24 protein-coding genes, 1 pseudogene and 1 riboswitch are annotated in these 25702 nt (G+C 46.8%); of the genes and pseudogenes, 11 read left to right on the forward strand and 14 right to left on the reverse strand.

The genetic code is table 11. From position 1 onward, the window contains the following. Window positions 1–330: 330 nt before the first annotated feature. Both ACHZCY_RS17320 and ACHZCY_RS17325 read left to right on the forward strand, forming a co-directional pair. The gene (locus tag ACHZCY_RS17320) at window positions 331–1512 is read left to right on the forward strand and encodes an iron-containing alcohol dehydrogenase (protein WP_319549798.1); all 1182 of its coding nucleotides are present in this window, start codon (window positions 331–333) and stop codon (window positions 1510–1512) included. Between the two features lie 345 nt (window positions 1513–1857). Next, window positions 1858–3585 (forward strand): aldehyde ferredoxin oxidoreductase family protein, encoded by a 1728-nt coding sequence (locus ACHZCY_RS17325; protein ID WP_319548179.1) that lies wholly within the window; start codon window positions 1858–1860, stop codon window positions 3583–3585. A gap of 97 nt (window positions 3586–3682) precedes the next feature. On the opposite strand, the gene ACHZCY_RS17330 is transcribed toward ACHZCY_RS17325, so the two are convergent. The 4 genes from ACHZCY_RS17330 to dinB all read right to left on the reverse strand — a co-directional run bounded on the left by ACHZCY_RS17330 (window position 3683) and on the right by dinB (window position 9401). Next, window positions 3683–3913 (reverse strand): hypothetical protein, encoded by a 231-nt coding sequence (locus tag ACHZCY_RS17330; RefSeq protein WP_205224841.1) that lies wholly within the window; start codon window positions 3911–3913, stop codon window positions 3683–3685. Window positions 3914–4130: 217 nt separating this feature from the next. Continuing rightward, window positions 4131–5882, reverse strand: a complete 1752-nt coding sequence (locus ACHZCY_RS17335; RefSeq protein ID WP_319549799.1) for a YgiQ family radical SAM protein — start codon at window positions 5880–5882, stop codon at window positions 4131–4133. 181 nt (window positions 5883–6063) lie between these two features. Next, the gene (locus ACHZCY_RS17340) at window positions 6064–8202 is read right to left on the reverse strand and encodes a cation:proton antiporter domain-containing protein (RefSeq protein WP_319549800.1); all 2139 of its coding nucleotides are present in this window, start codon (window positions 8200–8202) and stop codon (window positions 6064–6066) included. 8 nt (window positions 8203–8210) lie between these two features. Next, a complete protein-coding gene (gene dinB / locus ACHZCY_RS17345) occupies window positions 8211–9401 on the reverse strand; it encodes a DNA polymerase IV (RefSeq protein ID WP_319549801.1) in 1191 nt (396 codons plus the stop codon). 122 nt (window positions 9402–9523) lie between these two features. On the opposite strand from dinB, the gene ACHZCY_RS17350 reads away from it, so the two are divergent. From ACHZCY_RS17350 to ACHZCY_RS17360, 3 genes are all read left to right on the forward strand, one after another. Then, window positions 9524–10546 carry an NAD-dependent epimerase/dehydratase family protein gene (locus tag ACHZCY_RS17350; RefSeq protein ID WP_319549802.1) on the forward strand — a complete coding sequence of 341 codons (1023 nt, stop codon included), beginning with the start codon at window positions 9524–9526 and terminating at the stop codon, window positions 10544–10546. A gap of 177 nt (window positions 10547–10723) precedes the next feature. After that, window positions 10724–11809 (forward strand): chorismate synthase, encoded by a 1086-nt coding sequence (aroC, locus tag ACHZCY_RS17355; RefSeq protein WP_319549803.1) that lies wholly within the window; start codon window positions 10724–10726, stop codon window positions 11807–11809. Further along, window positions 11802–12920, forward strand: coding sequence for an adenylate/guanylate cyclase domain-containing protein (locus ACHZCY_RS17360; protein WP_319549804.1), 1119 nt, complete (start codon window positions 11802–11804; stop codon window positions 12918–12920). Before aroC ends, ACHZCY_RS17360 begins: the two co-directional genes overlap by 8 nt. 51 nt (window positions 12921–12971) lie before the next feature. Here ACHZCY_RS17360 and ACHZCY_RS17365 read toward each other — a convergent pair whose 3' ends face one another. Continuing rightward, window positions 12972–13295 (reverse strand): AzlD domain-containing protein, encoded by a 324-nt coding sequence (locus ACHZCY_RS17365; RefSeq protein ID WP_205224846.1) that lies wholly within the window; start codon window positions 13293–13295, stop codon window positions 12972–12974. Further along, window positions 13282–14016 carry an AzlC family ABC transporter permease gene (locus ACHZCY_RS17370; RefSeq protein ID WP_319549805.1) on the reverse strand — a complete coding sequence of 245 codons (735 nt, stop codon included), beginning with the start codon at window positions 14014–14016 and terminating at the stop codon, window positions 13282–13284. Before ACHZCY_RS17370 ends, ACHZCY_RS17365 begins: the two co-directional genes overlap by 14 nt. A 171-nt stretch (window positions 14017–14187) precedes the next feature. Between ACHZCY_RS17370 and ACHZCY_RS17375 the strand changes: the two genes are divergently transcribed. Next, window positions 14188–15780, forward strand: coding sequence for a DUF2868 domain-containing protein (locus ACHZCY_RS17375; RefSeq protein WP_319549806.1), 1593 nt, complete (start codon window positions 14188–14190; stop codon window positions 15778–15780). Then, window positions 15777–17201, forward strand: coding sequence for a GTPase/DUF3482 domain-containing protein (locus tag ACHZCY_RS17380; RefSeq protein WP_319549807.1), 1425 nt, complete (start codon window positions 15777–15779; stop codon window positions 17199–17201). Before ACHZCY_RS17375 ends, ACHZCY_RS17380 begins: the two co-directional genes overlap by 4 nt. A gap of 17 nt (window positions 17202–17218) precedes the next feature. Here ACHZCY_RS17380 and ACHZCY_RS17385 read toward each other — a convergent pair whose 3' ends face one another. The 4 genes from ACHZCY_RS17385 to ACHZCY_RS17400 form a co-directional block, all read right to left on the reverse strand. Next, complete coding sequence (locus ACHZCY_RS17385) at window positions 17219–17992, reverse strand: N-acetylmuramidase domain-containing protein (RefSeq protein ID WP_394713413.1); 774 nt, start codon at window positions 17990–17992, stop codon at window positions 17219–17221. A 108-nt stretch (window positions 17993–18100) separates the two neighbouring features. Beyond that, window positions 18101–18937 carry a DUF2235 domain-containing protein gene (locus ACHZCY_RS17390; protein WP_319549809.1) on the reverse strand — a complete coding sequence of 279 codons (837 nt, stop codon included), beginning with the start codon at window positions 18935–18937 and terminating at the stop codon, window positions 18101–18103. Window positions 18938–19033: 96 nt separating this feature from the next. Beyond that, a riboswitch (cyclic di-GMP riboswitch) is annotated at window positions 19034–19108 on the reverse strand. A gap of 273 nt (window positions 19109–19381) precedes the next feature. After that, a complete protein-coding gene (locus ACHZCY_RS17395) occupies window positions 19382–20623 on the reverse strand; it encodes a hemolysin family protein (protein WP_319549810.1) in 1242 nt (413 codons plus the stop codon). A 163-nt stretch (window positions 20624–20786) separates the two neighbouring features. Continuing rightward, entirely contained in the window at window positions 20787–21449 is a 663-nt protein-coding gene (locus tag ACHZCY_RS17400; protein WP_319549811.1) for a class I SAM-dependent methyltransferase, read from the reverse strand. 420 nt (window positions 21450–21869) lie between these two features. Between ACHZCY_RS17400 and ACHZCY_RS17405 the strand changes: the two genes are divergently transcribed. After that, window positions 21870–22055: a hypothetical protein gene (locus tag ACHZCY_RS17405; protein WP_319549812.1), complete on the forward strand. Its 186-nt coding sequence runs from the start codon at window positions 21870–21872 to the stop codon at window positions 22053–22055. Window positions 22056–22151: 96 nt separating this feature from the next. Here the strand turns inward: ACHZCY_RS17405 and ACHZCY_RS17410 are convergent, their stop codons facing one another. Together ACHZCY_RS17410 and ACHZCY_RS17415 are read right to left on the reverse strand one after the other, a co-directional pair. Beyond that, a complete protein-coding gene (locus ACHZCY_RS17410) occupies window positions 22152–22331 on the reverse strand; it encodes a hypothetical protein (RefSeq protein WP_205224937.1) in 180 nt (59 codons plus the stop codon). Window positions 22332–22401: 70 nt separating this feature from the next. Then, entirely contained in the window at window positions 22402–22626 is a 225-nt protein-coding gene (locus tag ACHZCY_RS17415) for a hypothetical protein (RefSeq protein WP_319549813.1), read from the reverse strand. Window positions 22627–22674: 48 nt separating this feature from the next. Between ACHZCY_RS17415 and ACHZCY_RS17420 the strand changes: the two genes are divergently transcribed. Next, the gene (locus tag ACHZCY_RS17420) at window positions 22675–22971 is read left to right on the forward strand and encodes a hypothetical protein (RefSeq protein WP_319549814.1); all 297 of its coding nucleotides are present in this window, start codon (window positions 22675–22677) and stop codon (window positions 22969–22971) included. A gap of 594 nt (window positions 22972–23565) precedes the next feature. Here ACHZCY_RS17420 and ACHZCY_RS17425 read toward each other — a convergent pair. Both ACHZCY_RS17425 and ACHZCY_RS17430 read right to left on the reverse strand, forming a co-directional pair. After that, window positions 23566–23979 carry a hypothetical protein gene (locus tag ACHZCY_RS17425; protein ID WP_319549815.1) on the reverse strand — a complete coding sequence of 138 codons (414 nt, stop codon included), beginning with the start codon at window positions 23977–23979 and terminating at the stop codon, window positions 23566–23568. Between the two features lie 105 nt (window positions 23980–24084). Beyond that, window positions 24085–24285, reverse strand: coding sequence for a hypothetical protein (locus ACHZCY_RS17430; protein WP_205224934.1), 201 nt, complete (start codon window positions 24283–24285; stop codon window positions 24085–24087). Window positions 24286–24470: 185 nt separating this feature from the next. Between ACHZCY_RS17430 and ACHZCY_RS17435 the strand changes: the two are divergent. Together ACHZCY_RS17435 and ACHZCY_RS17440 are read left to right on the forward strand one after the other, a co-directional pair. After that, window positions 24471–24866, forward strand: a pseudogene (locus ACHZCY_RS17435) (alcohol dehydrogenase catalytic domain-containing protein); the annotation flags it as partial. A 381-nt stretch (window positions 24867–25247) separates the two neighbouring features. Then, on the forward strand, window positions 25248–25682 hold the full coding sequence (locus ACHZCY_RS17440; protein WP_319549817.1) for a MarR family winged helix-turn-helix transcriptional regulator: 435 nt from the start codon (window positions 25248–25250) through the stop codon (window positions 25680–25682). The last annotated feature ends 20 nt before the right edge of the window (window positions 25683–25702 follow it).

The raw sequence follows: 25702 nt of genomic DNA on the forward strand, positions 1-25702 counted from the left end.
AAGGATGTCACCCGCCGTGTGTCATTTACAGTATGGGCTGGTCATTTTGACGCAATTAGGCATTTGGGTGGGTCATTTTGTCTTTGTTGGTGTAACTGTCTAAAATGATATGAGTTAATTGTTTGGAGGGATATCAGTAAAAAATAAAATGTTAAGGAGAGGGGGTAGTTTGTCTGCCCCCGGAAACTGTCATTTCTGGTAACAATTGGTAATTGCACTCTTTTTTATTTGGCACGATGTTTGCTTAGTAAGTGGGGTGCGCACAAGCAATGAGTTCAAACGAACGTGATAACGTATTTCATCAACTCACATTGAGAGGAAGGTTTCATTATGGCAATTCGTGAAGAAGTATACGGTTATTTCATTCCAAGCGTTACCCTAATCGGTATTGGTGCAGCTCAGCAAATTCCAGCCAAGATAAAAGATCTTGGTGGATCCAAACCTTTGATCGTTACAGACAAAGGTATAACCGGTGCTGGTATCACCAAACAGATCACCGATCTGCTTGACGAAGCGAAGATGGAATATGTTGTGTATGACGAAACAATTCCTAATCCTACCGATAATAATGTTCATGATGGCGTTGACGCTTACAAAGCAAATAACTGTGACAGCCTCATTACCCTCGGTGGTGGTAGTTCCCATGACTGTGGTAAAGGTGTTGGTCTTGTTGTTGCTAATGGCGGCAAGATTCATGACTTCGAAGGCGTTGATATGTCCACCAAACCAATGCCTCCGTATGTTGCGGTAAACACGACCGCCGGTACCGCTTCTGAAATGACCCGTTTCTGCATCATCACTGATACCAGCCGTAAAGTGAAGATGGCTATTGTTGACTGGCGTGTAACTCCTGGTATTGCTCTTGATGATCCGCTTCTGATGATGGGTATGCCGCCGGCATTGACTGCTGCAACCGGTATGGACGCATTGACCCATGCTGTTGAAGCTTATGTTTCTACCATCGCCACCCCGATGACCGACTCTGCCGCAGAAAAAGCAATTGAACTGATTGCCCAGCACCTGCGTCCAGCGGTAGCTAACGGACAGGACATCGTTGCCCGTGAAGGTATGTGCTACGCCCAGTATCTTGCAGGTATGGCATTTAACAACGCCAGCCTCGGTCATGTACATGCCATGGCGCATCAGTTGGGTGGTTTCTATGATCTGCCACATGGCGAATGTAATGCAATCCTGCTGCCGCACGTTAGCCGTTTCAATTTGATCGCCAAGGTGGACCGTTTCGTAAAAATTGCTCAATTGATGGGCGAAAACACTGATGGACTTTCCAAGCGTGACGCAGCTGAGCTTGCTCTTGATGCAATCATGAAGCTGTCTGCGGATGTTGGTATTCCTTCAGGTTTGATTGAACTCGGCAAGCGTTATGGCAAAGATGTTAAAGCAGAAGACATCGACACCATGACCGGTAATGCACAGAAAGATGCTTGTGGGTTCACCAACCCACGTACTCCTAAGGATCTTGATGTAGCTGCCATCTACAAAGCTGCGCTGTAGGACTTGATGTAAAAAAAGATAAAGCCCGCTTACCGCTGCCTGTGACATGAGCAGGCGGGCTTTATAGATTAAGCTTGTTTCTTAAAAATAGACACTAAAATGTGGTGAGCGGGTTGGGGCTCTTGGTGCTATGAAGCACCTTTCCTTTTCCACTTTCATGATCACCACATATGTATTCCCATTGGCCGGATCGAGTGTTCCGGCCTTTTGTATGCACACCTTCCGGTTAGCATACAAAGTAGTTGGAACCTAAAAAGCGAACATGTTCCGGTAAATGGTGATGGTCAAAAATTATCATTTGCGGCACTGGAAAACGTAAAAGAAAAGAAATAGAGGGTAGAGATTATGGCAGATAAAATTTTTCGTGTAAATATGACCGACTTGAGCACTTCTATTGAAGATGTGCCTGCAGACTGGGCGGGACATGGCGGCAGGGGCCTGACCTCCACCATCGTTGCAGCCGAAGTCGAGCCTACCTGTCATCCACTGGGAAAAAACAACAAACTGGTCTTTGCCCCTGGGCTGCTTTCCGGAACAACTGCAGCCAACTCCGGTCGACTTTCCTGTGGTGCTAAAAGTCCGCTCACCGGTACCATCAAAGAAGCCAATGCCGGTGGAACTTCTGCTCAGATGCTGGCACGACTCGGCGTTAAAGCGATTATTATTGAAGGCATGCCTGAAGGTGACACCTGGTACAACCTGCACCTCAGTGAAGACAGCATCACCATCAATGAAGAAACCGAGCTGATCGGCAAAGGTAACTTTGCAGTGGCCGAGGCCGTGGAAAACCGGTTTACCAAAAAAACAGGCGTCATTACCATCGGCCCTGCCGGTGAGATGAAATTGGCTGCAGCCAATATCTCTGTAAAAGATCCCGATTCCAAAATGCGTTCCAATGGCCGTGGCGGCTTGGGCGCAGTTATGGGCTCTAAAAAAATTAAGTTCATTTCCGTTGCCGAAACAACCCGTAAAGTCGAAATTGCCGAGCCGGAGGCTTTCAAGACAGCTAACCGCGCCTTTGCCAAAGCTTTGATCGACAATCCTATCAGCCAGGCTCTGGGACAGTACGGTACCAACGTACTGGTCAACATTATTAACGAAGCAGGTGCACTGCCGACCAAAAACTTTACAACCGGCCAATTTGAAGGGCACGAAAAGATCTCCGGTGAGACCATGCACGACACCATTGTCGCGCGTGGCGGCAAGCCTTCCCATAACTGTCACCCAGGTTGCGTAATTAAATGCTCCCAGGTGTTCAATGGTCCTGACAAGCAATATCGCACCTCTGGTTTTGAATACGAGTCCATCTGGGCTTTGGGTGCAGACTGCTGCGTGGATGATCTGGATTACGTTGCCGAAGCAGACAACCTGATGGACGACATCGGTGTGGATTCCATTGAGATTCCGGTGGCCTTTGGTGTGGCCATGGAAGCCGGCGTGCTTGAGTTTGGTGATGGAGCAGGTATCTGCCGTATGCTCAAGGAAGACGTTGCCAAGGGCACCCCGCTCGGCAGAATCATTGGTAATGGCGCAGGTTCTGTGGGCAGAGCGTTTGGCGTTACCCGGGTACCAGTGGTCAAAAATCAGGCAATTCCCGCCTATGACCCACGTGCCATCAAAGGTATCGGCATCACCTATGCGACTTCAACCCAGGGTGCCGACCATACCATGGGCTACACCATTGCAACCAATATCCTTGGTGTCGGTGGGTCGGTTGATCCATTGACCCATGAGGGCCAGGTAGAGCTTTCCCGTAATCTGCAGATTGCGACCGCTGCCATCGACTCCACCGGCATGTGCCTGTTCATCGCCTTTGCCGCTCTTGACGATGCTACCTGTCTGCCGTCTTTGATTGATATGCTCAATGCTCGTTTTGGTATTGCCTTGACCGCAGATGACGTTGTGAGCCTTGGTCAGTATATCCTGAAAACAGAAAGAGCCTTTAACCAGGCAGCCGGATTTACCAACCTGGATGATCGCCTGCCTGAATTTTTTGCTGAAGAACCCATTGCTCCGCACAACGTGGTCTGGGATATGTCTGGAGAGGAAATCGATACTTTCTGGAATTTCTAAACTGTTGTTGTAGCCTTTTTCTACCCCCTTTCTGCCTGCCTCATACTTCCTGTGTGAGGTGGGCAGTTTTTTTTTGCCCTGGTTTTTGCGCTAACTGTTACGATTTTTTTGAAAATAGAAGGCCAAACAGGCTGGAAAAAGAAAAATAAGCGCCGACAATGATGATGAAAAGCGGAGTTATTGGGTCGTCAAGAAACGCCTGCCCATAGTGTAGCTTTCCTGCTGCCAGGTCGTATCCGGTCTTCATGACGACCAACCCTAGTGCCAATCGTAACCCAATAACCAACCACATGCCGAGTTGTTTGATGAGGGGCGGGATTTTTTCCATTGTGTACCAAGCAGCAGAAAGTAGTCTTTAGGCCACCTTGACAAATTGCTTTTTCTTCTAACTTCTGCAGTATAGATAAAACTTTATTTATACTTTTATTTTGCTTGAAAAATCGTCTTTTTCAAGGCACCCATTACAATAAAAGTAATCACTGCAATGTAATCCGCATTACTGTTTCCAGCAAACAGGTCTATCTTTTGCCCGTTAATTTGTAATATCAATTTTTTGAACCTTTTTTTCTTTTCTTGGACGTGGTGTTCTCCAATGTCTTTTTTGTTTTTTTGATTGCATCGAGCAATATCATCTTTTGTCGTTCTTTTTGGGCCGTGTTTTTTTCAACAAAACAAGCTTTACCCGTCCAGGGATTCTTCTCTGTCCAGTACATCAAGGTCGACCAAGTTGAGGGCGTTGGGGTAAAAACCTGTATTTGTCTCGGGATTATTTTGAGGACCTGCTGTGAAAATTTTTTCAGTTGTTCCATGTCGTTGCGAGTGCAACCAGGGTGCGCGGCAATAATATAGTAGGTGAGAAAGAGTTTTTGTTTTTCTTGCTTGTTCAGTGACGTAAATAAAGTGCGAAAGGCCACTAATGAATTTATGTCAGGCTTACCCATAGCTTTGAGCACAGCGTTGCTGCAGTGTTCCGGTGCAATTTTCATTTGCCCGGAAATATGGTGGCGTATCACCTCGCGCAGATATGACCGCCCATTTTTTTTGTCAGCCAGAATCATATCATAGCGAATACCTGAAGCGATGAATATTTTTTTGATGCCTGGTAAAGCTCGCAGTTTTTTCAGCAGTGCGATCTGGCCGGCATGGTTGATATTCATTGTGGGGCAGGAGGAAGGGAAAATGCAGCGTTTATCGCGACAGGAACCGGCCAAGAGCTTTTTTTTGCATTCAATGCCGTACATATTGGCAGTGGGACCGCCTACATCAGCAATAATACCCTTGAAGGCAGGGTGTTTGGTACATTCCACCACTTCATCGATAATTGATCGTTCGCTCCGGCTGACGACGGTTCTTCCCTGGTGCATTGTAATAGCACAGAAGTTGCATTCGCCATAACAGCCTCGATGGGTGGTGACTGCAAAACGAATGGTATCGAGTGCCGTTACTGATCCGGATTGTGCATAATAAGGGTGCAGTTCACGTTCATAACTGAGGTCGTGAAGCACATCGAGCTCCTCAGTGCTTAAGTTGAGAGGTGGAGGGGTTTGTACTAAAAAACGATTGTCCTGCTGCTGGGCAATGCATGTGGCAGTTACAGGATCTGTGTTATCATAGAAAATACGAAACATTTCGGTAAATGCTGACTTGCTTTCCCTGCATAAACTAAAAGGCGGCAGGGCGAGTGCCTCAGGCGGCAGGGTATCACTTTTATAGCATAGTCCATTGATATGGTGTGGGGTACGTTGATCTTGAAGCGAACGAGCAAGGGCTACCACGGATTGTTCCGCCATCCCGTACAAAAGATAATCAGCCTTGGCATCAAAGAGAATCGATTTACGGATTTTATTGGTCCAGGCATCATAGTGGGCAACACGGCGCAGGCTTGCTTCTATTCCGCCCAGAACAAGAGGAGCAGTGTTTTTAAAGTGTTGCCGAATCAGGTTCGCATAGACAAGAACCGCTCTGTCAGGTCTGCGATTATTCAATCCACCTGGGGTGTAGTCATCCTTTTTGCGTCGACGTCCGGTAGCCGTGTAGTTGGCGACCATAGAGTCCACAGAACCTCCGGTAATACCCCAGAATAGTCGAGGCTCACCTAGTCGTTTTATATCCTTGTCGGTGTCAATTGCCGGCTGGGCAATAATGCCTACCTTAAAACCTGCATCTACCAGCACTTTACCAATAACAGCTGCCCCGATATACGGTGAGTCAATATAACTGTCTCCGGTTATCAAGATAACGTCAAGTGAGTGGTATCCTCGCTGCTGGAGTTCCTTTTGGGTGGTGGGGAGAAACATATATACCTGTTGTCTGTGTAAGGGAAATCTATCCCTGTAAGTAATAAGCATCCTTTGCCGCCTGCACAGCGTATGATTTGCAGATCAGTCGGAATTTAATCGAAACTGAGAGTATCGCTTGTAATTGTCGGTTTGGCTGTTCAAGCCAAGGCTGCTGATACGCTTTGGAGGTATAAGCTGTTTAACCCGTTTTTTTTGGGGGAGGGGATGCTTTGCCGGGATAGACGGTAAACACCGGATTATGGCAGTTAGTGACAACGGCTGCGGCAAGCGAGCCAAGAAAAAGTTTGTTCAGGCCACGTCGCCTTACAGCTTTCATGATAATAAGATCATGATGTCGTGCTTCCTGCAGGATCGCCTCAAGGCGCGACCCGGCAGGCACGGCCAGTGGGAATGTGGTCGTTTCCAACAGGTTCATGGAGAGCCACTGGTGAAGCTGTTCTTCGGCCGACATTATCTCTTTCCTGCTGCAGTCTGCGTGCAGCAGTTGCATAAGCGTAATGGTCGGCTGTCTTGCGGTGGCCATAGCATCCAGAACCGGCAAGAGCAGTTCCAACTCATCAGGGGAAAGAATGGGAACAAGGATACGGTCACAGGCAAATGTGCCTATAAAACGGACAACCACCACTGGGCAGGTGACACTTGCTGCAACTTTCTCAACGATTTTTTGTATGGTCAGAGGATTTCGTCCAAGAGGGTAGCCAAGAACCAGTGCTTTTGTGGAATTTTCGCGAACAGCCTGAATCAGGCCGGGAATCGGTTCTCCTTGGATCGTTTCCGTTAAAAGAGGGTAACCAAGGCTCTTTACCTCATCGGTTTCAGGCAGAAACAATGAATCCTCGTTAGGGTTGGCCATGTTCCATTTACTGCCTGGTACAATGATTCTGACGGACAGGGGTAAGGCCTCGAATTCATGGGCGAGAATAGTTGCCACTCGGGCCAATCCACGGACCGTGGCATAATTTGCTGCTCCGAAAATGACCACCCCTTTAGGGTTAGCCGAAGGATAGAGTGTATCACTGGCCCATGGCATCAGGTGAAGTTCGTCAGAGCGGCTGAAGAGTAGACCTGGAAGCGAGTTTTCCGGGTTTTGCGACTGCTGCTTGTTCATGGGTGCTGTTGTTTCGTTCGCTTGGAGAAAGGCCTTTTTTGCGAAGATAGGGCCAAAAATTTCTGCCAGGACAACACCTGCGAGAACAATGGGGGTGATTTCTTCTGCCCATGGAACAAGGAGGGGGTCGCTGTTGATGACAAACACCAGGCCAATGGCTATGCCGGCTTGGGGGAAAAGTCCTAAAGCTATATATTTCTTGACTGTCTGGCTTGCTCCTGCCAAATGAGAACCCATCCAGGAGCCAAGGTACTTACCGCAAAACCTGGTGGTAAAATATGCTGCTCCGATCCAGCCGGCTAGCTTGAGCATGCTTAGGTCCAGGTGAACGCCGGCAAGGGTAAAAAAAAGGACATAGATAGGTGGCTCAAACCCGTTAAGGATCCGAAACAGGCGAATGTCGCGCTCTTCACGATTGATAAGTATGAAACCTGCGGTCATGCCGGCCAGCAGTGGGCTGAGTGCAAGCACACGGGTCAGTTCCCCGCAAAGAAGGAGCAAGGCAAGTCCGGTGGTAAGCATTTCTCCTCTGTTGTGGGTTTTGTGAAGAACTATGTCTGTCAGCAGGCCGGTGGCTGCTCCTATGGCAAGCGACCCACCGATTTCATATATTGAACCAAGGGCGCCGCTGTAAAGGGAGATATCTTCAGGGCTTACCATTTGGTGGGTAATGGAGATAACGATGCCAAAGGTTGCTATTGCCAGTCCATCCCCTAAAGCGATTACCGCCATCAGGATTGAGGTGAAGGGGCCACGGGCATCTAATTCACGAACCATGTGTAAAATAGCGGCAGGTGCATTTGCCAGAGCAACCGCACCCAGAAGCAGGGCTAGTACTCCATGGTGAACAAAAGGTTTTCCAATGTTAAGGGCCCAGGATAGAACAAGCGTTGAAAGCGCAACCAGAAAAAAAGTGGCGGCAGCTTGCCCAAAGCAGATATATCCTACCTGTTTTGCAATTTTACCGAGTCGGCGGATCTCTATATGCTCGCCAATTCCAAAGGCAATGAGCATCAACGCTATTTGGATAAAGTGATCAAGGTTATGGCCGACGGTGTCGGCGGTGATGACGGAAAACCCGGAAGGTCCCAGGATAAGACCGGCAAGAATGAATCCAGTCACTGAAGGGAGACTGAAAAGCTGCGCGATTTTCGCAAAGAACATGCCTCCTGTCAACAGGATGGCAAGGCCAAGAGTAACATCAAGCATGGTTGTATTTACCCAAAACAATCAACATAGTTGTTTGCCTGTCTGATTTTTGCAATGAGTGTGGTAGGCGAATTGTCCTCTTTTGAATAAAAAGGCAACAGGAGTTGTTCATATCGAAGCCCACCGGGTGGGATTTCATCGAGAAGGTTGGAGATAGTCAGGCCGAGAAGCCTTATTTTCCTCCGGCCTGCTTCGGTTGCTGCAACTAATGGTGGCACCTGCTGCCATATATCATGTTGAGAATAAAAGCCCGCCCTTTTGCTGCAGGACCTGCTTATGGTTGTAAAATCATCATAGCGTACTTTTAGACTAAGGGTTCTTCCGCCGATTTTTTTACGGCTAAGTGCATTTCCCACTTGGTTGGCGAGGGATTGCAGTATATTCAGTACCTCTTCGAGCTGGTAAATATCCTCTTGAAATGTTGTTTCCGTGCCAATGGATTTTCTTGTTTGGTGAGGTTGTACAGGTCGATTGTCAATGCCGCGGGCCATATCGTAAAAAAAGCAGCCACTGGAGCCAAAGGCTGCTGTGAGCGCGGCTTGAGAAAATTTTTCCAGATCTCTTCCGGTGCGGATACCTAATCCGTGCATTTTTTGCTCCGTCACCTTGCCGACCCCGTAAAAACGTCTGATAGGAAGACTACGGAGAAAGGATCTGGCCTTTTGCGGGGTGATAACAGTTAAACCATCCGGTTTATCCTGATCCGAGGCAAGCTTGGCAAGAAATTTATTGTACGATACTCCTGCAGAAGCTGTGAGGCCGGTTGTACGATAAATATCGCCACGTATAATTTGTGCTACATGGGTGGCCGATGGATTGTTGAGGGTATTAACCGTGGTATCGAGAAATGCCTCATCAATGGAGAGAGGTTCTACAAGAGGGGAATAACGTGAAAAAATAGCCCGTATCTGATGAGAAACTTCCTGGTAGCGTTCTTTGCGCGGACGGACAAAAACAGCATGCCTGCAGAGGGTGTAGGCACGGGCACTGGGCATAGCTGAATGAATACCAAACGCTCTTGCTTCATAGGAGCATGCCGCAACGACTCCCCGGCCTTGGGGAGCCCCTCCGACAATGACCGGTTTGCCGCGCAGTGCAGGGTTATCCAGTTGTTCGACAGAAGCAAAAAACGCATCCATATCAATGTGGATAATCTTTCGGTGCGATTTTAATGATGGATTCTTTGCCTGCAGTGACACGGTAACTTAGATGGTAAATGGGAATGCTCTATGCCGCCGGAGCGAATGCTTTGCTATTTCTATGGTAATTTTGTATGCATGGGCATACACTGCCATAACTACAATTTTTAAATACTACGCCTATGTATAAGAAACAACAAAAACAACTTGCAGAGCAACCTGCTTCCTGGCTGGTAACAGGGGTTGCCGGTTTTATAGGTTCAAACCTACTCGAAACCCTGTTGAAGCTCAACCAGCGTGTGGTCGGGCTGGATAATTTTTCTACTGGTTTTCAGCATAACCTTGACGAGGTCAAAACCAAGGTAACAGCCCAACAATGGAATGCTTTTTGTTTTATAAAAGGAGATATCCGTGATATTCAGACCTGTCATGAGGTCTGCAGGGATGTTGACTATGTGTTGCACCAGGCCGCGCTGGGCTCTGTACCCAGGTCCATTGAAGACCCGCTGACCACCAATGCAAATAATATAAACGGGTTCCTCAATATGCTGGTGGCTGCAAGAGACGCGAAGGTTCGTCGTTTTGTCTATGCTGCCTCCAGTTCCACTTATGGTGATCATCCAGGGCTCCCTAAGGTGGAAGAGAAGACAGGCAAGCCGCTGTCTCCTTATGCTGTCACAAAGCTGGTCAATGAGTTGTATGCAGAGGTTTTTGCCAGGACATATGGGTTTGAGACCATCGGTCTGCGCTATTTTAATATTTTTGGTAGACGCCAGGATCCCAATGGTGCCTATGCGGCCGTGATTCCCAAATGGTTTGGTGGTTTACTGCAAAAGGAAACAGTCTTTATCAACGGTGACGGTGAAACAAGCCGTGATTTTTGTTTTATTGATAACTGCGTTCAGGCGAATATTCTCGCCGCCACAGCAACTGATCCGGCAGCTGTTAATCAGGTGTACAATGTTGCCTTTGGTGAGCGGACAACGCTTGCCGGCCTGTATGATTTGATACGGGAAAAGGTGGCTGTACGGATTCCGGCGGTTGCAGAAGTGGAACCTGTTTATCGGGATTTCAGGGCAGGTGATGTCAGGCATTCTCTAGCAGATATCGGCAAGGCGCAAAAATTGCTGGGCTACAATCCGGAATATTCCATCAAAGATGGGCTTGATATGGCCAGTGAGTGGTACCTGCAGCATTTTACTTGAAATGTTTGCTGGTTCTGGGATGCTAATTCGATAATCCCGGGGTAAAGTATCGGTGCTTGAGCCGATGTCGCATGGTAAGAACAGTATTGTCGGTTTCTTTTCCTCACTGGTGGCACTGGTTCGAGGTAGCTGAAAAAAAGAGAAGTATAATAACGAAAGAAAAGTAAGGGAGATTGTATGTCCAGTACGCTTGGGAGCCTGTATAAGGTGAGTACCTTTGGCGAGTCGCACTGTAAGGGAGTGGGTGCTATTGTAGATGGTTGCCCTCCGGGAATGGAACTCACTGAAGAGGATATTCAACCACAATTATCCAGGAGGCGCCCCGGACAGAGTAACCTGAGCACTCCCCGTCAGGAGGCAGATCAGGTAACCATTTATTCTGGTACGGAGTTTGGCCGTACCCTGGGCACACCCATTATGCTGCTTGTGCATAATAAGGATCAGCGACCCCAGGATTATGGTGAGATGAGTAAAATCCCCAGACCTTCCCATGCCGATTTTACCTATCAGCTGAAGTACGGAACCAGAGCTTCCAGCGGTGGTGGTCGTTCCAGTGCCAGAGAGACCATAGGCCGCGTTGCTGCCGGTGCAATTGCTGAAAAATGGCTTCGGGAATCGTATGGGACGGAAATTGTTGCCTGGGTTAGTTCTGTCGGTGACATTGAAGCTCCTGAAATCGACCATGCGAGAATTAGCCGTAGCGACGTCGACGCGACCATTATTCGGTGTCCGCATGCAGAGACAGCAGCCAAAATGGAGCAGAGGGTTGCGGAAGTACTGGAAGCCAAAGACTCAACCGGCGGCATTCTCACCTGTGTTTGCCGAAATGTGCCCATTGGTCTGGGAGAACCCATTTTTGATAAACTGGAAGCGCGACTGGCCCAGGCCATGCTGTCCCTGCCCGCTACCAAAGGGTTTGATATCGGCAGTGGCTTTGCCGGCACAAAGATGCGCGGTAGCCAGCACAATGATCCTTTTGTACAAAAAGGGCAAAGGCTGGGCACAGTGACCAACCATTCCGGTGGGGTTCAAGGTGGGATTAGCAATGGTGAGCCTGTTCTTTTTCGGGTGGCCTTCAAGCCGGTGGCAACCATAGGTATGATGCAGGATACGGTTGACTTTGAAGGCAATAAGGTTGTCCTGGAAGCAAAAGGGCGTCATGACCCCTGCGTAGTCCCCAGGGCGGTGCCTATTGTCGAGTCCATGGCGGCTTTGGTGTTGATGGATCTGGCTCTTCAGCAGCGATCCAGGAGGCATGTGTAAACCAGCAGGAAGTCTCTTGGTCTGTTACTTCAACAACAGCGCATTTATGGATACCTTTAAAGAACATATTCTGGTTGTAGAAGATTCCAAGGTCAATCAGAAACTGTTGCAAAGGCTTTTGGTCAAAACCGGTTATTCTGTCGATTTGGCAGGAGACGGCAATGCAGCTTTGGCCTTTCTCCAGGCTGAGGGGAGAGTACTGCCGGATTTGATTGTGCTTGATATCATCATGCCGGGGATGGATGGCTTTGAGTTGTGTAAACGACTCAAACTGGAAGCAGCTTTTCGAGATATTCCTGTTATTTTTATTTCCTCCCTGGATGCAGCTGACGATAAGGTGCGGGGGTTTGAAGCGGGAGGGGTTGATTACATTACCAAACCGTTTCATTTCGGGGAAGTTTTGGCAAGAATATCCACCCATCTCAAGCTGTGCCGTTTACAGCGGCAGCTGGAAGAGAAAAACAAACAATTGCACCTTGAAAAACAGAAATCAGAATCTCTGCTGCGTAATGTGTTGCCTGCGCGGGTAGCTCAGGAGCTGATAGAAAAAGGGAGTTTCAGCCCTCAGTCCTACACGGATGTAACTGTTTGTTTCGTCGATCTCGTTCAGTTCACTGTTGCATCATCTCGTTTGGATCCAGAAGTTTTAATTCGCGAACTCAATGATATCTTTTCCGGGTTTGATGATATTGCTCGCATGCATGGATGTGAACGGATGAAGACCGTTGGTGATGCGTATCTCTGTACCTGTGGAATACCGGAAGCCGATCCTTTCCATGGCCGGAAAATGGCAGATGCGGCTTTGGCGATGATCGCCTTTCTTGAACAGCGAAATGTTCATGCTGATCATCAGTGGCAGGTACGGATCGGAATGCATTCAGGTGAAGTTGTCGGAGGGATAGTGGGCATCGATAAGTACCTTTATGATATTTTTGGTGATACGGTGAATATCGCCTCTCGTCTGGAATCGTTGTCCCAGCCCATGCAGATAAATGTTTCGCAAGAAGTCTATGACAGTCTTGAGGATGATTTTTGTTTTACCGGGCCGATGATGGTTGAAATGAAAGGCAAAGGTGCTCGTGCGACCTATTTTCTTACCGGCCGTCAGTAAAACGATTGATGCGCTTTCTCTCTTTTCCCTGCCTTGTGTATGCCGTATGCCCTACAGTAATAATCCAGCAAGCCAATAGAGCAACATTCCCGCAATGACAGTACCTCCCAGACTTTTTGTTTTCCACGCAATGAGAAAGGTGGGCACGGCTATGAGTAGCTCCGGCTGGGCGATATCCAGGGTGCGCGGTTCGGCATGGGTGAGGAGAATAGGGGCGAGAAGGGCGCTTAGGATAGCCACCGGGATCAGACTGAGCCAGTCAACAAGCCATTGGGGAAGGCGTCGATGGGCCAGGTAAAGGAGCGGGAGCCATCGCGGTACATAGGTAACCAGGCCCATGGCGGCAAAGAGGAAAAAATATTCAGGAAGATGCATGACCGTCTCTTGTTCTTCTTTTGATAAAAAAGCCAATGGTTGCCGCACTCATGGATGCTCCGACAATATAAGAATCGCCAGGAATAAAAAGATACCAACCTACGGCAATTGCTGCTGCAATGCATGCTGTGGCTACAAAAATGATGCCCTGCAGTTGGTAAACAAGCAGGCAGATAAACATTGCGGTTAGCGCGTAATCAATGCCAAAGGCTCCTTGGGGAATGAACTGGCCTATCACTGTTCCGGTTACGGTGGAGACAATCCATACAGCGTTTGCCAGGTGATTCACCGAGAGTGCACTCCATTTACTCCAGTCACCGTTGTTAAACCGAGTCATGTTTACGGCAAAACTTTCATCGGTGATGCCGTAGGCAAAAAAGGAGAGAAACCGGCGATTGACTCCTTGGAGGTGGACAGCCAGGGCCGAGCTCATAAGGGCATGGCGGAGATTGACAACAAAGGTGGTCAGAATAATTGAAGTGACGGAAGCACCGCCGGCGAGCATCGCAACGCAGATAAATTGGGCACTGCCGGCAAAGACAAGGATGGACATCATGCCCACCGCCCATACTGGTATTTGTGCCTGCTGGGCAAGAACGCCCAGAGCAAGGCCTATGGGAAAGTATCCCAGGCAGATAGGCCAGCCTGCACCAAAACCCTTGCGCACTTTTTCTTGCAGTGAAGTGTGCAGGGCCGTTTGATCTTGAGAGTTGTTGTTCATGAAGTTAGATATGTATGCTTTGTATGAATATGTTTAATGAAAAACCCACGTACGACCTACTATGAATTGTAACAAATGCGCCCCTAATAAAGGGGATGTTCTATACAAATTAGTATCCTCCTGCAATTATTTTTCGCTGCTGCTTCTACTGACCCCAAAGAGAGTGCAGTCATGAGTAACGCGTCCTGGAAAATCGGAGATATTCTTGACCTGGAGTTTTTTCTTGATCAAGATCGGCAAAATGACAACCGTGAAGGGGAGGCATCTCTTGTACAGCGTGATCGCACTCTGTACACGAAAAAAATTTTGCCGCAGTACGGGGAGAGTGCTCAACCACGCCTGCTGGTAAGGAAGTGGTTGCAGTTAAGAAGAGAAGCTTTCCTGGCAGACGATGGGCAGCAGATTTTACCTGGGAAAATCTGGCAGGATTTATTTTTTGGAGCAAAGGGTATTGCTTTAGGCATCGGCATGCTCGGCGGTATTAGCGTGACCATCCCTTTTCTGGTGTATTCAGGGCAGGCTCCAGTTAATGTAACCGGCTATTTTGCGCTTTTTGTCCTGCTGCAGTTTTTACTGTTCACCGGACAATTATTTACCCTGTGCTGGCGCAAGATGAGAAAACGTCAATTACCCGCCTCCATATTTGGAGTGTTGCTGGGCAGGTTATCTTTTTTGTTGATGGGTAAGCTACAGCAAGTAGTTTACCGAAAACGCTCTCTTTCCACCCAGAGAACCGTTCATTTGTTCCGGGAACAGATTATGGGACAGGCAGCTCTGGCGCCCTTTGTTCTTTGGTCTATTTTTCTGCTGTTGCAGCTTGCCGGGATAGGCTTTAATTGTGGTGTCATAGGAGCAACTCTGGGTAAAGTTTTTGTTGCGGATACCGCATTTGGCTGGCAATCGACGTTGCAAGTGCAGGAAAGCCTTATCGCTGAAACGGTTCGTTGGCTCGCGCTGCCCTGGAGTTGGGTGTTACCCGAACATCTCGCCTACCCCAGTCTTGAAGCAATTGCAGGCAGTCGGATAATACTTAAAGACGGTCTGTACAGTCTGGCGACCGTGGATCTTGTTTCCTGGTGGCCTTTTTTGTGTTGTTCAGTACTGTTTTACGGTCTGCTGCCTCGTGTTGCGCTGCTGGTTTTTGGTCTGTTTGTCAGAAATCGGCTCTTAAAGCGGATTCCATCCACGGAAGAACCTGAGCTACGTCGCCTGGTGCGACGGATGGTAACGCCGACAGTGAAAACCTCAGGAGATAATAGCCGTGCTGCGAGCAAAAGAAAACCATCAGGTTCACAGAAAGATGAAGAGGAGAAGGTCATCCTGCCTGCTGTTGGTAACAAGCAGGAGGTCACCTTTCTACTTATTCCTGATGAACTATACGACATTGTACCTTTGGATCGGTTGACATCACTGCTTACCGATAGTGGAGCCAAAGGCGCTGTGAACATTATGCGTTTTGGCGGTCTGGAGGGCACTGATGAGCAGCTTTTCGACACACTTGCGAACAACGCAAAAGTAAATAAACTCGCAGGCGTCACACTATTGCAGGAAGCATGGCAGCCACCCATAGAGGAAATAGTATCGTTACTTCGAGATATTCGACAGGCGGTAGGCACTGAAACGGAAATTCTGATCGGCCTGATCGGCAAGCCTGCAGCCGATGAAGTACTTACCCCTGCAGAGAAAGAAGCACTTGCCATTTGGGCGATGAAAATCACATCACTTGCTGATCCTGCTATAACCGTCACCTCATTGATACGATGAAAAAGCTTAACCACATTCCAGAATTTGCCATCATCGGGCATCCTAATGAAGGCAAGTCGTCAGTGCTTTCCACTCTAGCAGAAGACGATTCGGTACGTGTCAGCCCCATTCCCGGGGAAACCGTTACCTGTCAGAATTTTCCCGTCATGGTGGATGGACGGGAGATTATCCGTTTTGTCGACACGCCTGGATTTCAAAATCCTCGCAAAACCCTGCAGTGGATGCAAGGGTATCAGGGAGAGGACGAACAGATGATTGCCTCGTTTATCGAGGCTCATGCCGGTGATCCTGCATTTCGAGATGACTGCGAATTGTTGGGACCTGTGGCCGAGGGCGCAGGCGTTATTTTTGTAGTTGATGGCTCGCGGCCGGTGCGTAATATGGATCGTGCTGAGATGGAAATCCTTCGCCTCAGCGGTGCGCCAAGAATGGCGGTCATCAACAGTAAGGGAGAGGACAGCGCCTACCTTGCACAGTGGCAATCAGAGTTTCGCAAACACTTTAATGCCATTCGTGTCTTTAATTCCAGCAGGGCCACCTACATTCAGCGAATTGAGCTGCTTGAAAACCTCAAGTCCATTGATCAGCAGTGGGAACCAGCCTTGCGTGACGTGGTCGAGGCCTTTAAAACTGACTGGCAGGCGCGGAGTGAACAGAGTGTAGATATTCTGCTTGCCTTCATCGGCGAAGCATTGGCTTATCGCAAAACCGTTCCCTGTGCAAAAGAAAATCAGCAGGCTGTGTGTCGGCAAATGTGGCAGGAATATCAGGAGCTGATTGCCCATAAAGAGCATCGCGCCCATAAGGCTATCCGGAGCCTGTTTAAACATAATATCTTTAATATTGACTTGCCGGAGCATTCCATTCTGGAAAAGGATCTGTTCAGCAAGGCGACCTGGGAGTTTCTCGGCCTAACCGATAAGCAGATCATCCTTGCCGGAGCAATGAGTGGGGCTGCTTTGGGAGCTGGCCTTGATGTAGCTGCAGCAGGTATTTCTTTCGGTGTCTTTTCTACCTTGGGCGGGCTGGTCGGCGCAGCAGGAACAGCATTTAAGGGGAAAAAATGGCTCTCAGGGATTAAGCTGCTTGGTATGCATATTGGGGGCGAACAATTGCGCATCGGTCCCGTTACCAATAGTCAGTTGCTCTATATTCTGCTGGATAGAAGCCTCTTGTTCTATGGACATATTATCAACTGGTCACATGGCAGGCGTGACTATGATGCAGGTAAAAAGGAAATTGCTGAAGATACCAAGAAAGAAGGCGTTACTGCCTATTGGAACAAAGGCGAGCGGAAGATAGCAGAACGTTTTTTTCGTGTTGCAAGTGCCGGCAATGGCTGGGCAAGCTCTGAAGCAGCACAGGGCATGCGTGGTTTATTGCTCCGGCAGATGCAACAGATTGCCGAGGGCAACCGGTGATAAGGCCGCTGGATAGACTAATCAGCAAAAGCTGTTTTCATCAGCGTGTTTTCAGTTTCCTGGTCCAGTTCGCCTGTCTCGGCCAGACCTGACTGAGCCTGGAATTGGATGATTGCTGAACGAGTCCGGCGACCTCGTAAGCCGTCGATCGGCCCAGGCTCATAGCCAAGATATTGGAGTGCTGCCTGGCCGGAGCGAAGGGTCAGATCCGGCAGTATAATTTTGTATTTGGCGTGGGCTGCGGCCAGTCTCGTGTCATATTCATTTTTTTTAAAACCACTCCCATTGTAGCCACGCGCAAAAGCTACCCAGTTATTACGGTGCAACGCACCTGCCAGGTTGTTTCCTTTAATAAAATGAGCCATAGCCAACAGTTGCTCGTTTTCGTTTTTGACCATCCCCTGTACCAGGGCCTTAACCGTTGGGAATCCAGCAACGTCATGATTGAAACCCATGACTTGCCCTATCCCCCAGGAGGCACTCTTGAGGGCAGCATCCTGGTCCAGTTTTATTGCTTTTTTTAAACGGCTGTATTCCTTTGGGCCGCCTTTGTAGCCACCAGGTCTTTTATGGCTGATATCAGCATTGCCTTCATCGTACATTCCGTTTGTCAGCTTGTGGAAAATATGCCGTTCAAAAAGTATTTGCGGACTTCGGTCGCTGAAAAAGCCGAATCCTCGAGTCTCTACGGTCAGTATTGCCCATATTTTCGATTCAGAAACACCTAACGTGCTGCATACTTTATCCATTCCATTATCGTCTAAAGGTTCGCCTTTACTTTTAAATTTCATCATCATTGCTCCACAAAGAAGAAGGGGAGGGAACAGGTTCAACACTATGGGAAAGGAAAAGTGTTTTCTTCACCTCTCCCATCAGCTGCGCATCACTATTTAACAACCTTAATCGCTCACAAGCGTTAGACTGGCCGGCGGATCGTTATGCTCTATACCATCTTTGTTACCACGTGGTTGAACTGAATCGTGGACTTTATCGGTCATCTCAATCCTACGCATAGGATCAGGTATGGGGTCAAGATTTCTCGAGATTGGAGCGCCGGGATCGCGCATTGTTTGGAAACGTTGGAGTTCAGTTGATGCTATTGGTAGTCCGCAGGTAATTGCTCTGTGCATCATCCAGCACAGGGCAATAGTGGAAAGGCCTATACTCATCCCACCGCCGACATCTGAATGGACACCACGAAACCATACCTCTTCGAGTCTTCCAGCAGTTGAATCACCTTTGCGTGAGGGATGTACCCTGGTTGGTTTGAAGTTGCCTCTACGTTCGTCCAGTGCCATCGCATGGTAGCAGTGTTCCACGTTTCCTGCTAGGGTGAGGTCCCAGCCGATATTTATATCATTTCCAGGAAGCCCGAAAGACGCGACCACGTCCCATAGGCCTAAAAAGCGGATTTTTACATCCGGTATTTCTTCTTCTACTTCGTTTGCAAAATGCAGTGCTAAAGCAGCACCACGGCTAAAGCCGATGATGTCGACCGTTTTGTCTCCATTGTTGAAGTTTCGCTCCAGCTCATCCATGGCTTCTTTAATACGAAACCAACCACCTGCACCAGCCATTCCGCCAAGCAATTTGCCGATAAAACCCAGGCGAGTGCCCACACCTTCGAGGTAAAATTTAGGTCCTTGAAAGGCATTGTAAAATTTAATAACGTTTGTGTCTTTTCCTTCGCCTTTTTCGTCTTCATTCCACGTACCATCAAATGCATAGAGTGCCATTGCTTTATCTCCCTCATGAATTTGTTGTTGGTGGTCATCACTATGGACTTCTTGCCAAAATATACAAGGCAATAAAAAAAGCCGAATTGCCTTGTTAAAGGCAACCCGGCTTTCTTAAAAAGATCCTAGGCTTTCCGCCCCTGCCTCACGACAGGTTGAGCTTTGTCTTTTTCAATTTCTCATTTGGCTTATAGTATAATTTTATGCCCCCAAATGAAGCTAGTCAAGTCAGCCTATTAGTTTTTCTAGCTGAAATAACGGAAGAAAAAAGTCTTTATCGGTAAAAAAGCTTGGTTGTCGTCGGAGGGGTTGTATTCATTGCTTTGCTGAAAGGCAACTACTCACGGGGTTGGTAACTCTTTGATTTGTTTTATGACGATTGTAGAGTTTATTTAACATAGGACAACGCACCTTGTATCTGGTGCGGCAAGAGTAAGAGTGAGTTCAAGGATTAGGGGTGTCGGTGCTCGGCGGCGAATGTGGATTATTCGGTATTTTTTGGGAAGTGTCAAGTTGCAGCCCGATCGCTTTTGCACGTTTTTCCCATTGTCGTCGCGCCAGCACTTGCATATCTTCTACCTTGTCAGTTTCATCTACAATTTCCATCCCCAATAGTGTTTCTACTATATCCTCAAGTGTCACCAGACCTATAGTGCCTCCGTATTCGTCTACAACCAGAGCAATGTGTTGCCGATGATCGAGAAAAAACTCCAGCAGGTCTGATAACGGCATTTCGCCGGAAACGGTCATTATGTCGCGCTTTAGGCTTGCAAGCTTGACCTCTTTTTGTGCCTGTGCATTTGATATCAACATATCGGTTTTTAAAATAAACCCTGTAATGTCATCAAGGCCATTTCTATATAACGGCAGGCGAGAGAATGGGGTGTGTGATTTTAAATCCAGTGCTTCGGTAACTGTCATATCCTGCTGGAGCGAAACAATTACTGTACTAGGGGTCATAATATCTTTAGCGTGTATCGAATCAAAACGGAAAAGATTGCGGATAATTCCTGATTCACGTTCTCTAATTTGTCCCGCACGTTCCCCGATTTTTGCCATGGCAATAAATTCTTTTCGACTAAAAACATGCAGCTCCTTTCCATGGGCAATCAATTTGGTCAGTTTTTCTGAAATCCAGATCAGAGGATAAAGGAGGAGGATCAGACTGCGCACAAAAATAGCGGTCGGACCGACTAGTTTTCTCCAGTAAACAGCACCTAAGGTTTTGGGGATGATTTCGGAAAGAAAGAGGATTAGCAACGTCATGATTGCTGAAAACAGCCCGAACCAGGTACTACCGAAGACGATTGTGGCTTTGGCCCCGGAACCAATTGCGCCGACCGTATGGGCTATGGTGTTCAAGGTTAGGATCGCTGCTAGTGATTGGTCAACATTCTTCTGCTTTAATCGTGTCAACAGAGCCGCCAGTTTCGGTCTATCTTGCTGTAACCCCACAATATAAGAAGGCGTAATGCTTAAAAGAACCGCTTCTGCAACAGAACAGAGAAAAGAAAACACCAGCGCCATCAAAATATAGGCCACCAGTAGGAGAGCATCAGTATGTGTGTATGCTGTAGCCGGGGCTTGAGCATTCCCCGTGCCAAGGGCAAAGGCCATTCCGGTAGAGATGAAAAGCAGACATAAGGCGATAGGCCAGCGAAACCGAGTATGCATTAATTTGATCATTGTTATCCTTGTGTATATAGCCCCAAAGGGTAGGACGCAGAGAAAAAAGTAGCCAATATACGTTACTGGTTTTGTATGATTGCGATTGCTTTAGATTCAATGGTTAGCATACATAGTAGCTAACTTAATAGGGAAAACGCGGCGGTGTACTGCGTTTCCCTTTTTATTTGCCATCAATGTGTGGCGAGTTTTTACGGCAGGTGACAAGTTTGCTTTTGCCGGAAGGAGTATGCGATAAGTTGACTTGGCCGAATATTTTTTTGTACGGAGAGAGATCCTGTTTTAGAAATTCTCTGGAGTCAGACGAGCCCATCATCAGCATTCTCATATAAAACATCATTTTCACAATTGGATTTTTGGGGACTTCATGCTCCATAATCAGAACTTTGCCGTCTGCCTTTACAACGCGTTTCATTTCCATAAGGGCATTTGTCCTTACCTGCCCTCTCAGTTCATACAACGCATGAGAACAGCAGACAACATCAAAGCAGTCATCGATATATGGCAAATTTGCAGCATCTCCCTGGATGAGAATGATTTTATGAGCCACATCTTTTTGGTTTGCTCTGTGCAGCATGCCACCGGAAAAATCATAACCGATTGCCAGGACATCAGAATACTTTTCTGCAAAAGAAAGAATAACTGATCCGGTACCGCAACAGATATCCAGTATTCTGGCTTGGTTTGCATTGTCTATCTGGGCAGAACGCACCAGAAATTTACGAGTCTCGTCTCCGTGATGGCCGGAATGGATTTTGATAAAAAAATCATAAAAGTGAGCAAAAATATTGTAATACTTTTGGCGACCGGTTCGTATCTCTGACATGGTTGAGAGCCTTCCAGGAAACGGTAAAATTTTGATGTTGGGGTAGAAGCAGCCATACTTGTTTCGTAAGTTTAAAACCTAAATCCTGCAATTGCCAAGTTTGCCGAAGGTGCGAGGCTGCGTACACGCAGACGTACTGTAGTACTTCAAGTGTTCGCAAACAAAGCAGATTCGGTAAAATCGGCAATCCCGAAGGGTGGCAAGCATGAGAAAAATGCTCTTAAATGTAACTCACATAAAAAGTGAACTGATTTCTTGTTGATAAAACCGACAACAGTCTGGAAAAACATAACTAAAAGCATTTTTGTCATGTTTGACATGCAAGATTTAGGTTAAAGGTTAAATGATAACTCTGCGGCTAAAAGAAGGCAAACTTTTCCTTGTTGTAGCGCTCTTGGTGCCCAGGGGCGCTGGTGGGCTATGGCAAGCAAAAGGGCGGGGAATAGCGGTACGAAAGACATTTCTTTCAAAAAAGGCATCACGCTTTATAGTGAATCTGCTCGGATAAAGATGTTGGCAGGAGGCCGCGCTTTTGCTCAGGCACCAACAGGATATTTCCTGTTGACCGGAGTGGAGTTGGTGTGCTTCTATAAAGTAGGTTTTTAATTCTTTCTTTTACTATGAGGTCACTACCATGCAAGAAGATAAGATAATCACCGTTACCTGCCCTAAATGCGGCTCCAAAATTACTGAAAAACTCAGTCACTTCAAAACACCGGGAAAGTCCTGCACTGCTTGCTGCCGCCCTTTCTCCTCAACCCGGTTCAAAATGGCCATTGAAAAGGCTCTGGAGTAGTTGCTGTCTGGAGGCTGGAAAGAAAACAGGATCATCTGTTGTTTCCAACCAGCCACACATCCCAAGCTTGGCTCGTCACCTGACATACGCCATTTCGGCTAGGCTGAGAACCGCGTTGCCCTTTCCACGGAAAAAGCTTAGGAGGATAATACTCATTTATTTCGCCTTACATCCAGTTAACATCTCTCCTTTGCATAAGGCGTTATTTATAGATATTTTGACTATAGAAAAATCCGCTTCCAGTGGCATTGTATAAGCGAGATGAGTCAAGCAAAGATCTGCCTCCATCGCCCTTGTGCCCCTGCCGCTTCCTTTAACCGAGCAAATAGAGGCGGTATTTTGTTGTTTTTTGAGGCGGACAACATTTTTGACAACTTCCATTATAATGCCCTGCTATATGCAGAGGCTGGAAAAAAAATCAGGTCTGGTATGGATTCGTATTACTTTATTTTTGAAGTCGAGCCACAGCACGAAAACCCTATGATTGCCCACGTTTCCAGGGCAGTCGTTCACATGTGGGTGCTTTCAACCGAATTAAATGAAGCAAGAGACATTGCACTTCGTTTTCTTAAGTCCGCCAGTTGGGAGATAACAGAGGAAAAGGATGGTTACTTACCAACTCCGGAACAGATAGAGGGGCTGGGATCTGAAGAATTGTCGAATTATCAGGCAGCTCAATTAAAAGGAATTCACGCGATGTTTTACTATTGGCACAGGTCTGAGTGATCAAGGATCGTTACCTCGGAGTACGACAAAACAGCCGTGTTGGAAATTAGTGACGGTTTTGGTGAGCAGGAATTATGCAAAATTGGCGTATCGGGAAAATACTGATACTTTCGATCCGGCAATGTCAAAACCTCACGCTTTCTTGGTCGAAGAATGTTTATGTGCATCACATTTGAGGTATCTGAGAATTCTTTACTATGTATTGGATAGCAGCTTTAAAGAATCAAACAGAAGCCACAGAGGAAAATCAATATTTCAGGATGCGCGAACTATGAGGCACCTAAGTCAACATGCAATTACTTGAAAAAAGGTATTTTCTGTCTGGTGTAAATGTTTAAGGAGAAGGCAAGAGAGAGCTGAATTGAAAATAAGCATCTTAGCAGTCAGGTAGCTGCGTACGTTTATAGATGTAGATAAGGTTCAAGGTTCGGATGGACATTACCGGATTTTCTGATCTAAAATCTAAACACCGGCACAGCTAAAGCCAAAAATACGTTTATATTTATAAAGTTACGCAGCGGCAATCTTTGTTTTATATTTTCCCTGCCAAGTACGCTATCGGGAAACTGCGGGGAAGAATAATGAAGCAAGGATTCACACTTCGAGAGTTTGGGCCGCTCTTTCGTAATCATCCTCTTTTACATAAACAAGATATCCGTAACTCCCGCGTCCATCTGTGACACCGCTTGTAGCATAGACGTTGATATTTGCTTCATGCAATTGTAGGTGGATCTGAGCTAAAGCTCCCAACTCATCATCCCCTTGGATTAAGAGGGCATGATGAGGGCCGTCAATGTTCATATCAGACAATTTTGCCTCATGGATTAACTTTAAAGGATCTTCAGGGAAAATTGCTAACTGGGTCGAATTCGGTCCAAATGGTATGACAGAAAAAGCGAGTTGATTTATCCCCATTTCAGCCAACATATTGAGTAATTCATACGCCTCTCCAGGCTGGTCCCTGACCATTGTATAAAAATACTGAACTCTTTTAATTGTAAATGGCATGTCTCCTCCCTGTTGCTTCATTGAAGAGAAATTATTTAATATCTATCACTGCTGCCATAATTATAAGAAATTGGCTGGAGGTTTGTCAAATTTGACCGCGCAAAATCATATGTTTTGATTCATTTCTTTTGCTATCAAAATTGCCGTTGACAAGCAGGCAACCTGGTTGGGTTGAAATCTGCTACCAATTCTTACCAACCGGCAATCAAGTCCTCGATGTGTTTTAGTATAAATATCAACATCAACTTTAAGGATTTTTTCATTAAAATCCCACATGGTAAGTTTGTCGGTTTCAATAAAATCCATAATCTGATTACGTACAAAACTCAGCCAATTATCTACCGAAACAGACAGGAGACTGATTTTATTTCTCTTTTAAACCCGGGAGACAGATTGATTTTCATAAAAAACCATGAAAAAAAATCAGTCCCCTACCTCAGTACTGAGAAATTTAATCTGTCTCCCGAGTCCAAAAAAAATGGCTGAGTTTCATGGGTAATCAGAAATCCATAAAGTCGTTACCAATCAACGATATAAAATCATTACAAGATATTGAGCTTGAACAACCCATTGCAACCGGACGCGAACTGCTGGTTAAGGTGCAGGCCATTGCTGTTAATCCTGTGGACTATACAATCCGTACTCGGATGGCAGGAATCGATGGCAATTATAAGGTACTCGGCTGGGATACTGTTGGTGAAGTCGTTGCCACTGGTGAGGATGTGAATACGTTTAAACCTGGAGATGTTGTTTGCTATGCTGGTGATCTTAATCGTCAAGGTAGTAATACAGAGTACCAACTCGTTGATGCACGAATCGTCGGTATTAAACCACGAAGTGTAACTGCTGTCGAAGCAGTAGCGCTGCCATTGACCACCATCAAAGCCAAGGTTAGCGCCGACTCTCCATCCACACCCTCTCATCTTTAGAGCGACAGAAAGCACCTTTCGTTTAAGTATAAAGTGAAATTAGTTAGCTTCGTTTCGGCAATGTTACCCCTCGCATGGATGGCAAAGTGCGTACGTCGGGCACAGGATAGCCGTCCTCAATCATCATTTTTCCAACAGATTTATTTGTAGGGAGCTTACTGTTTTGGGTGTTTCTTTAATTTCATTAATGCCGGTAGATTAAGGCATCTGCTTCCTGAAGGGGAATAATTTAATCTCATATGAGTCAATGATTATTGTAATCTGGGACTTGACTCAAGGGAACGGGAGATATAATTTTAAATTTAATTATTCGATGTCGAAATAAGTGCAGAGGTTAATATGAAATACAATAGGTTGCCTAAAAATCAACGAGACGCACTAAGTGTTTATGTCAAACTCATGCGCGCTGCCAATCTGACAACAAGCAAAATCCATGGGCATCTAAGAGATGATAACCTAACTGTAAGTCAATTTGGGGTACTTGAGGCGCTTTATCATCTCGGGCCACTCTCTCAGAGTGAGTTAGGAGAGAAAATTCTAAAGAGTAACGCGAATTTAACGACAGTGGTTGATAGCCTCGAGAGAAAGACTTTGGTTTTGCGCAAAAGGACAGAGGAAGATAGGCGCAGGGTGACAGTATATCTTACGGAATCAGGTACAGAGATAATTGCCAGGGTGTTTCCCAGGCATGCAGAAATTGTAGCAAAGGCGTTTGAGTTTCTTAGTGATGAAGAAAAAGATATTCTGTCGAATGTATTAAGAAAGTTTAAATAAACGCGCCTATTTTTTCATTC

It is taken from the genome of Desulfogranum marinum, from assembly GCF_963675105.2.
GTDB lineage: Bacteria > Desulfobacterota > Desulfobulbia > Desulfobulbales > Desulfobulbaceae > Desulfogranum > Desulfogranum marinum.

Coding starts and splice junctions, on each gene's coding strand:
- ACHZCY_RS17405 (WP_319549812.1), top strand. CDS start 21,870: ATGGCAAGCAAAAGGGCGGGGAATAGCGGTACGAAAGACATTTCTTTC.
- ACHZCY_RS17350 (WP_319549802.1), top strand. CDS start 9,524: ATGTATAAGAAACAACAAAAACAACTTGCAGAGCAACCTGCTTCCTGG.
- ACHZCY_RS17425 (WP_319549815.1), bottom strand. CDS start 23,979: ATGCCATTTACAATTAAAAGAGTTCAGTATTTTTATACAATGGTCAGG.
- ACHZCY_RS17360 (WP_319549804.1), top strand. CDS start 11,802: ATGTGTAAACCAGCAGGAAGTCTCTTGGTCTGTTACTTCAACAACAGC.
- ACHZCY_RS17370 (WP_319549805.1), bottom strand. CDS start 14,016: ATGAACAACAACTCTCAAGATCAAACGGCCCTGCACACTTCACTGCAA.
- ACHZCY_RS17400 (WP_319549811.1), bottom strand. CDS start 21,449: ATGTCAGAGATACGAACCGGTCGCCAAAAGTATTACAATATTTTTGCT.
- ACHZCY_RS17375 (WP_319549806.1), top strand. CDS start 14,188: ATGAGTAACGCGTCCTGGAAAATCGGAGATATTCTTGACCTGGAGTTT.
- ACHZCY_RS17385 (WP_394713413.1), bottom strand. CDS start 17,992: ATGAAATTTAAAAGTAAAGGCGAACCTTTAGACGATAATGGAATGGAT.
- ACHZCY_RS17410 (WP_205224937.1), bottom strand. CDS start 22,331: ATGTCAGGTGACGAGCCAAGCTTGGGATGTGTGGCTGGTTGGAAACAA.
- ACHZCY_RS17390 (WP_319549809.1), bottom strand. CDS start 18,937: ATGGCACTCTATGCATTTGATGGTACGTGGAATGAAGACGAAAAAGGC.
- ACHZCY_RS17330 (WP_205224841.1), bottom strand. CDS start 3,913: ATGGAAAAAATCCCGCCCCTCATCAAACAACTCGGCATGTGGTTGGTT.
- ACHZCY_RS17380 (WP_319549807.1), top strand. CDS start 15,777: ATGAAAAAGCTTAACCACATTCCAGAATTTGCCATCATCGGGCATCCT.
- ACHZCY_RS17365 (WP_205224846.1), bottom strand. CDS start 13,295: ATGCATCTTCCTGAATATTTTTTCCTCTTTGCCGCCATGGGCCTGGTT.
- aroC (WP_319549803.1), top strand. CDS start 10,724: ATGTCCAGTACGCTTGGGAGCCTGTATAAGGTGAGTACCTTTGGCGAG.
- ACHZCY_RS17415 (WP_319549813.1), bottom strand. CDS start 22,626: ATGGAAGTTGTCAAAAATGTTGTCCGCCTCAAAAAACAACAAAATACC.
- ACHZCY_RS17395 (WP_319549810.1), bottom strand. CDS start 20,623: ATGATCAAATTAATGCATACTCGGTTTCGCTGGCCTATCGCCTTATGT.
- ACHZCY_RS17420 (WP_319549814.1), top strand. CDS start 22,675: ATGGATTCGTATTACTTTATTTTTGAAGTCGAGCCACAGCACGAAAAC.
- ACHZCY_RS17430 (WP_205224934.1), bottom strand. CDS start 24,285: ATGGATTTTATTGAAACCGACAAACTTACCATGTGGGATTTTAATGAA.
- ACHZCY_RS17335 (WP_319549799.1), bottom strand. CDS start 5,882: ATGTTTCTCCCCACCACCCAAAAGGAACTCCAGCAGCGAGGATACCAC.
- ACHZCY_RS17340 (WP_319549800.1), bottom strand. CDS start 8,202: ATGCTTGATGTTACTCTTGGCCTTGCCATCCTGTTGACAGGAGGCATG.
- ACHZCY_RS17325 (WP_319548179.1), top strand. CDS start 1,858: ATGGCAGATAAAATTTTTCGTGTAAATATGACCGACTTGAGCACTTCT.
- ACHZCY_RS17320 (WP_319549798.1), top strand. CDS start 331: ATGGCAATTCGTGAAGAAGTATACGGTTATTTCATTCCAAGCGTTACC.
- ACHZCY_RS17440 (WP_319549817.1), top strand. CDS start 25,248: ATGAAATACAATAGGTTGCCTAAAAATCAACGAGACGCACTAAGTGTT.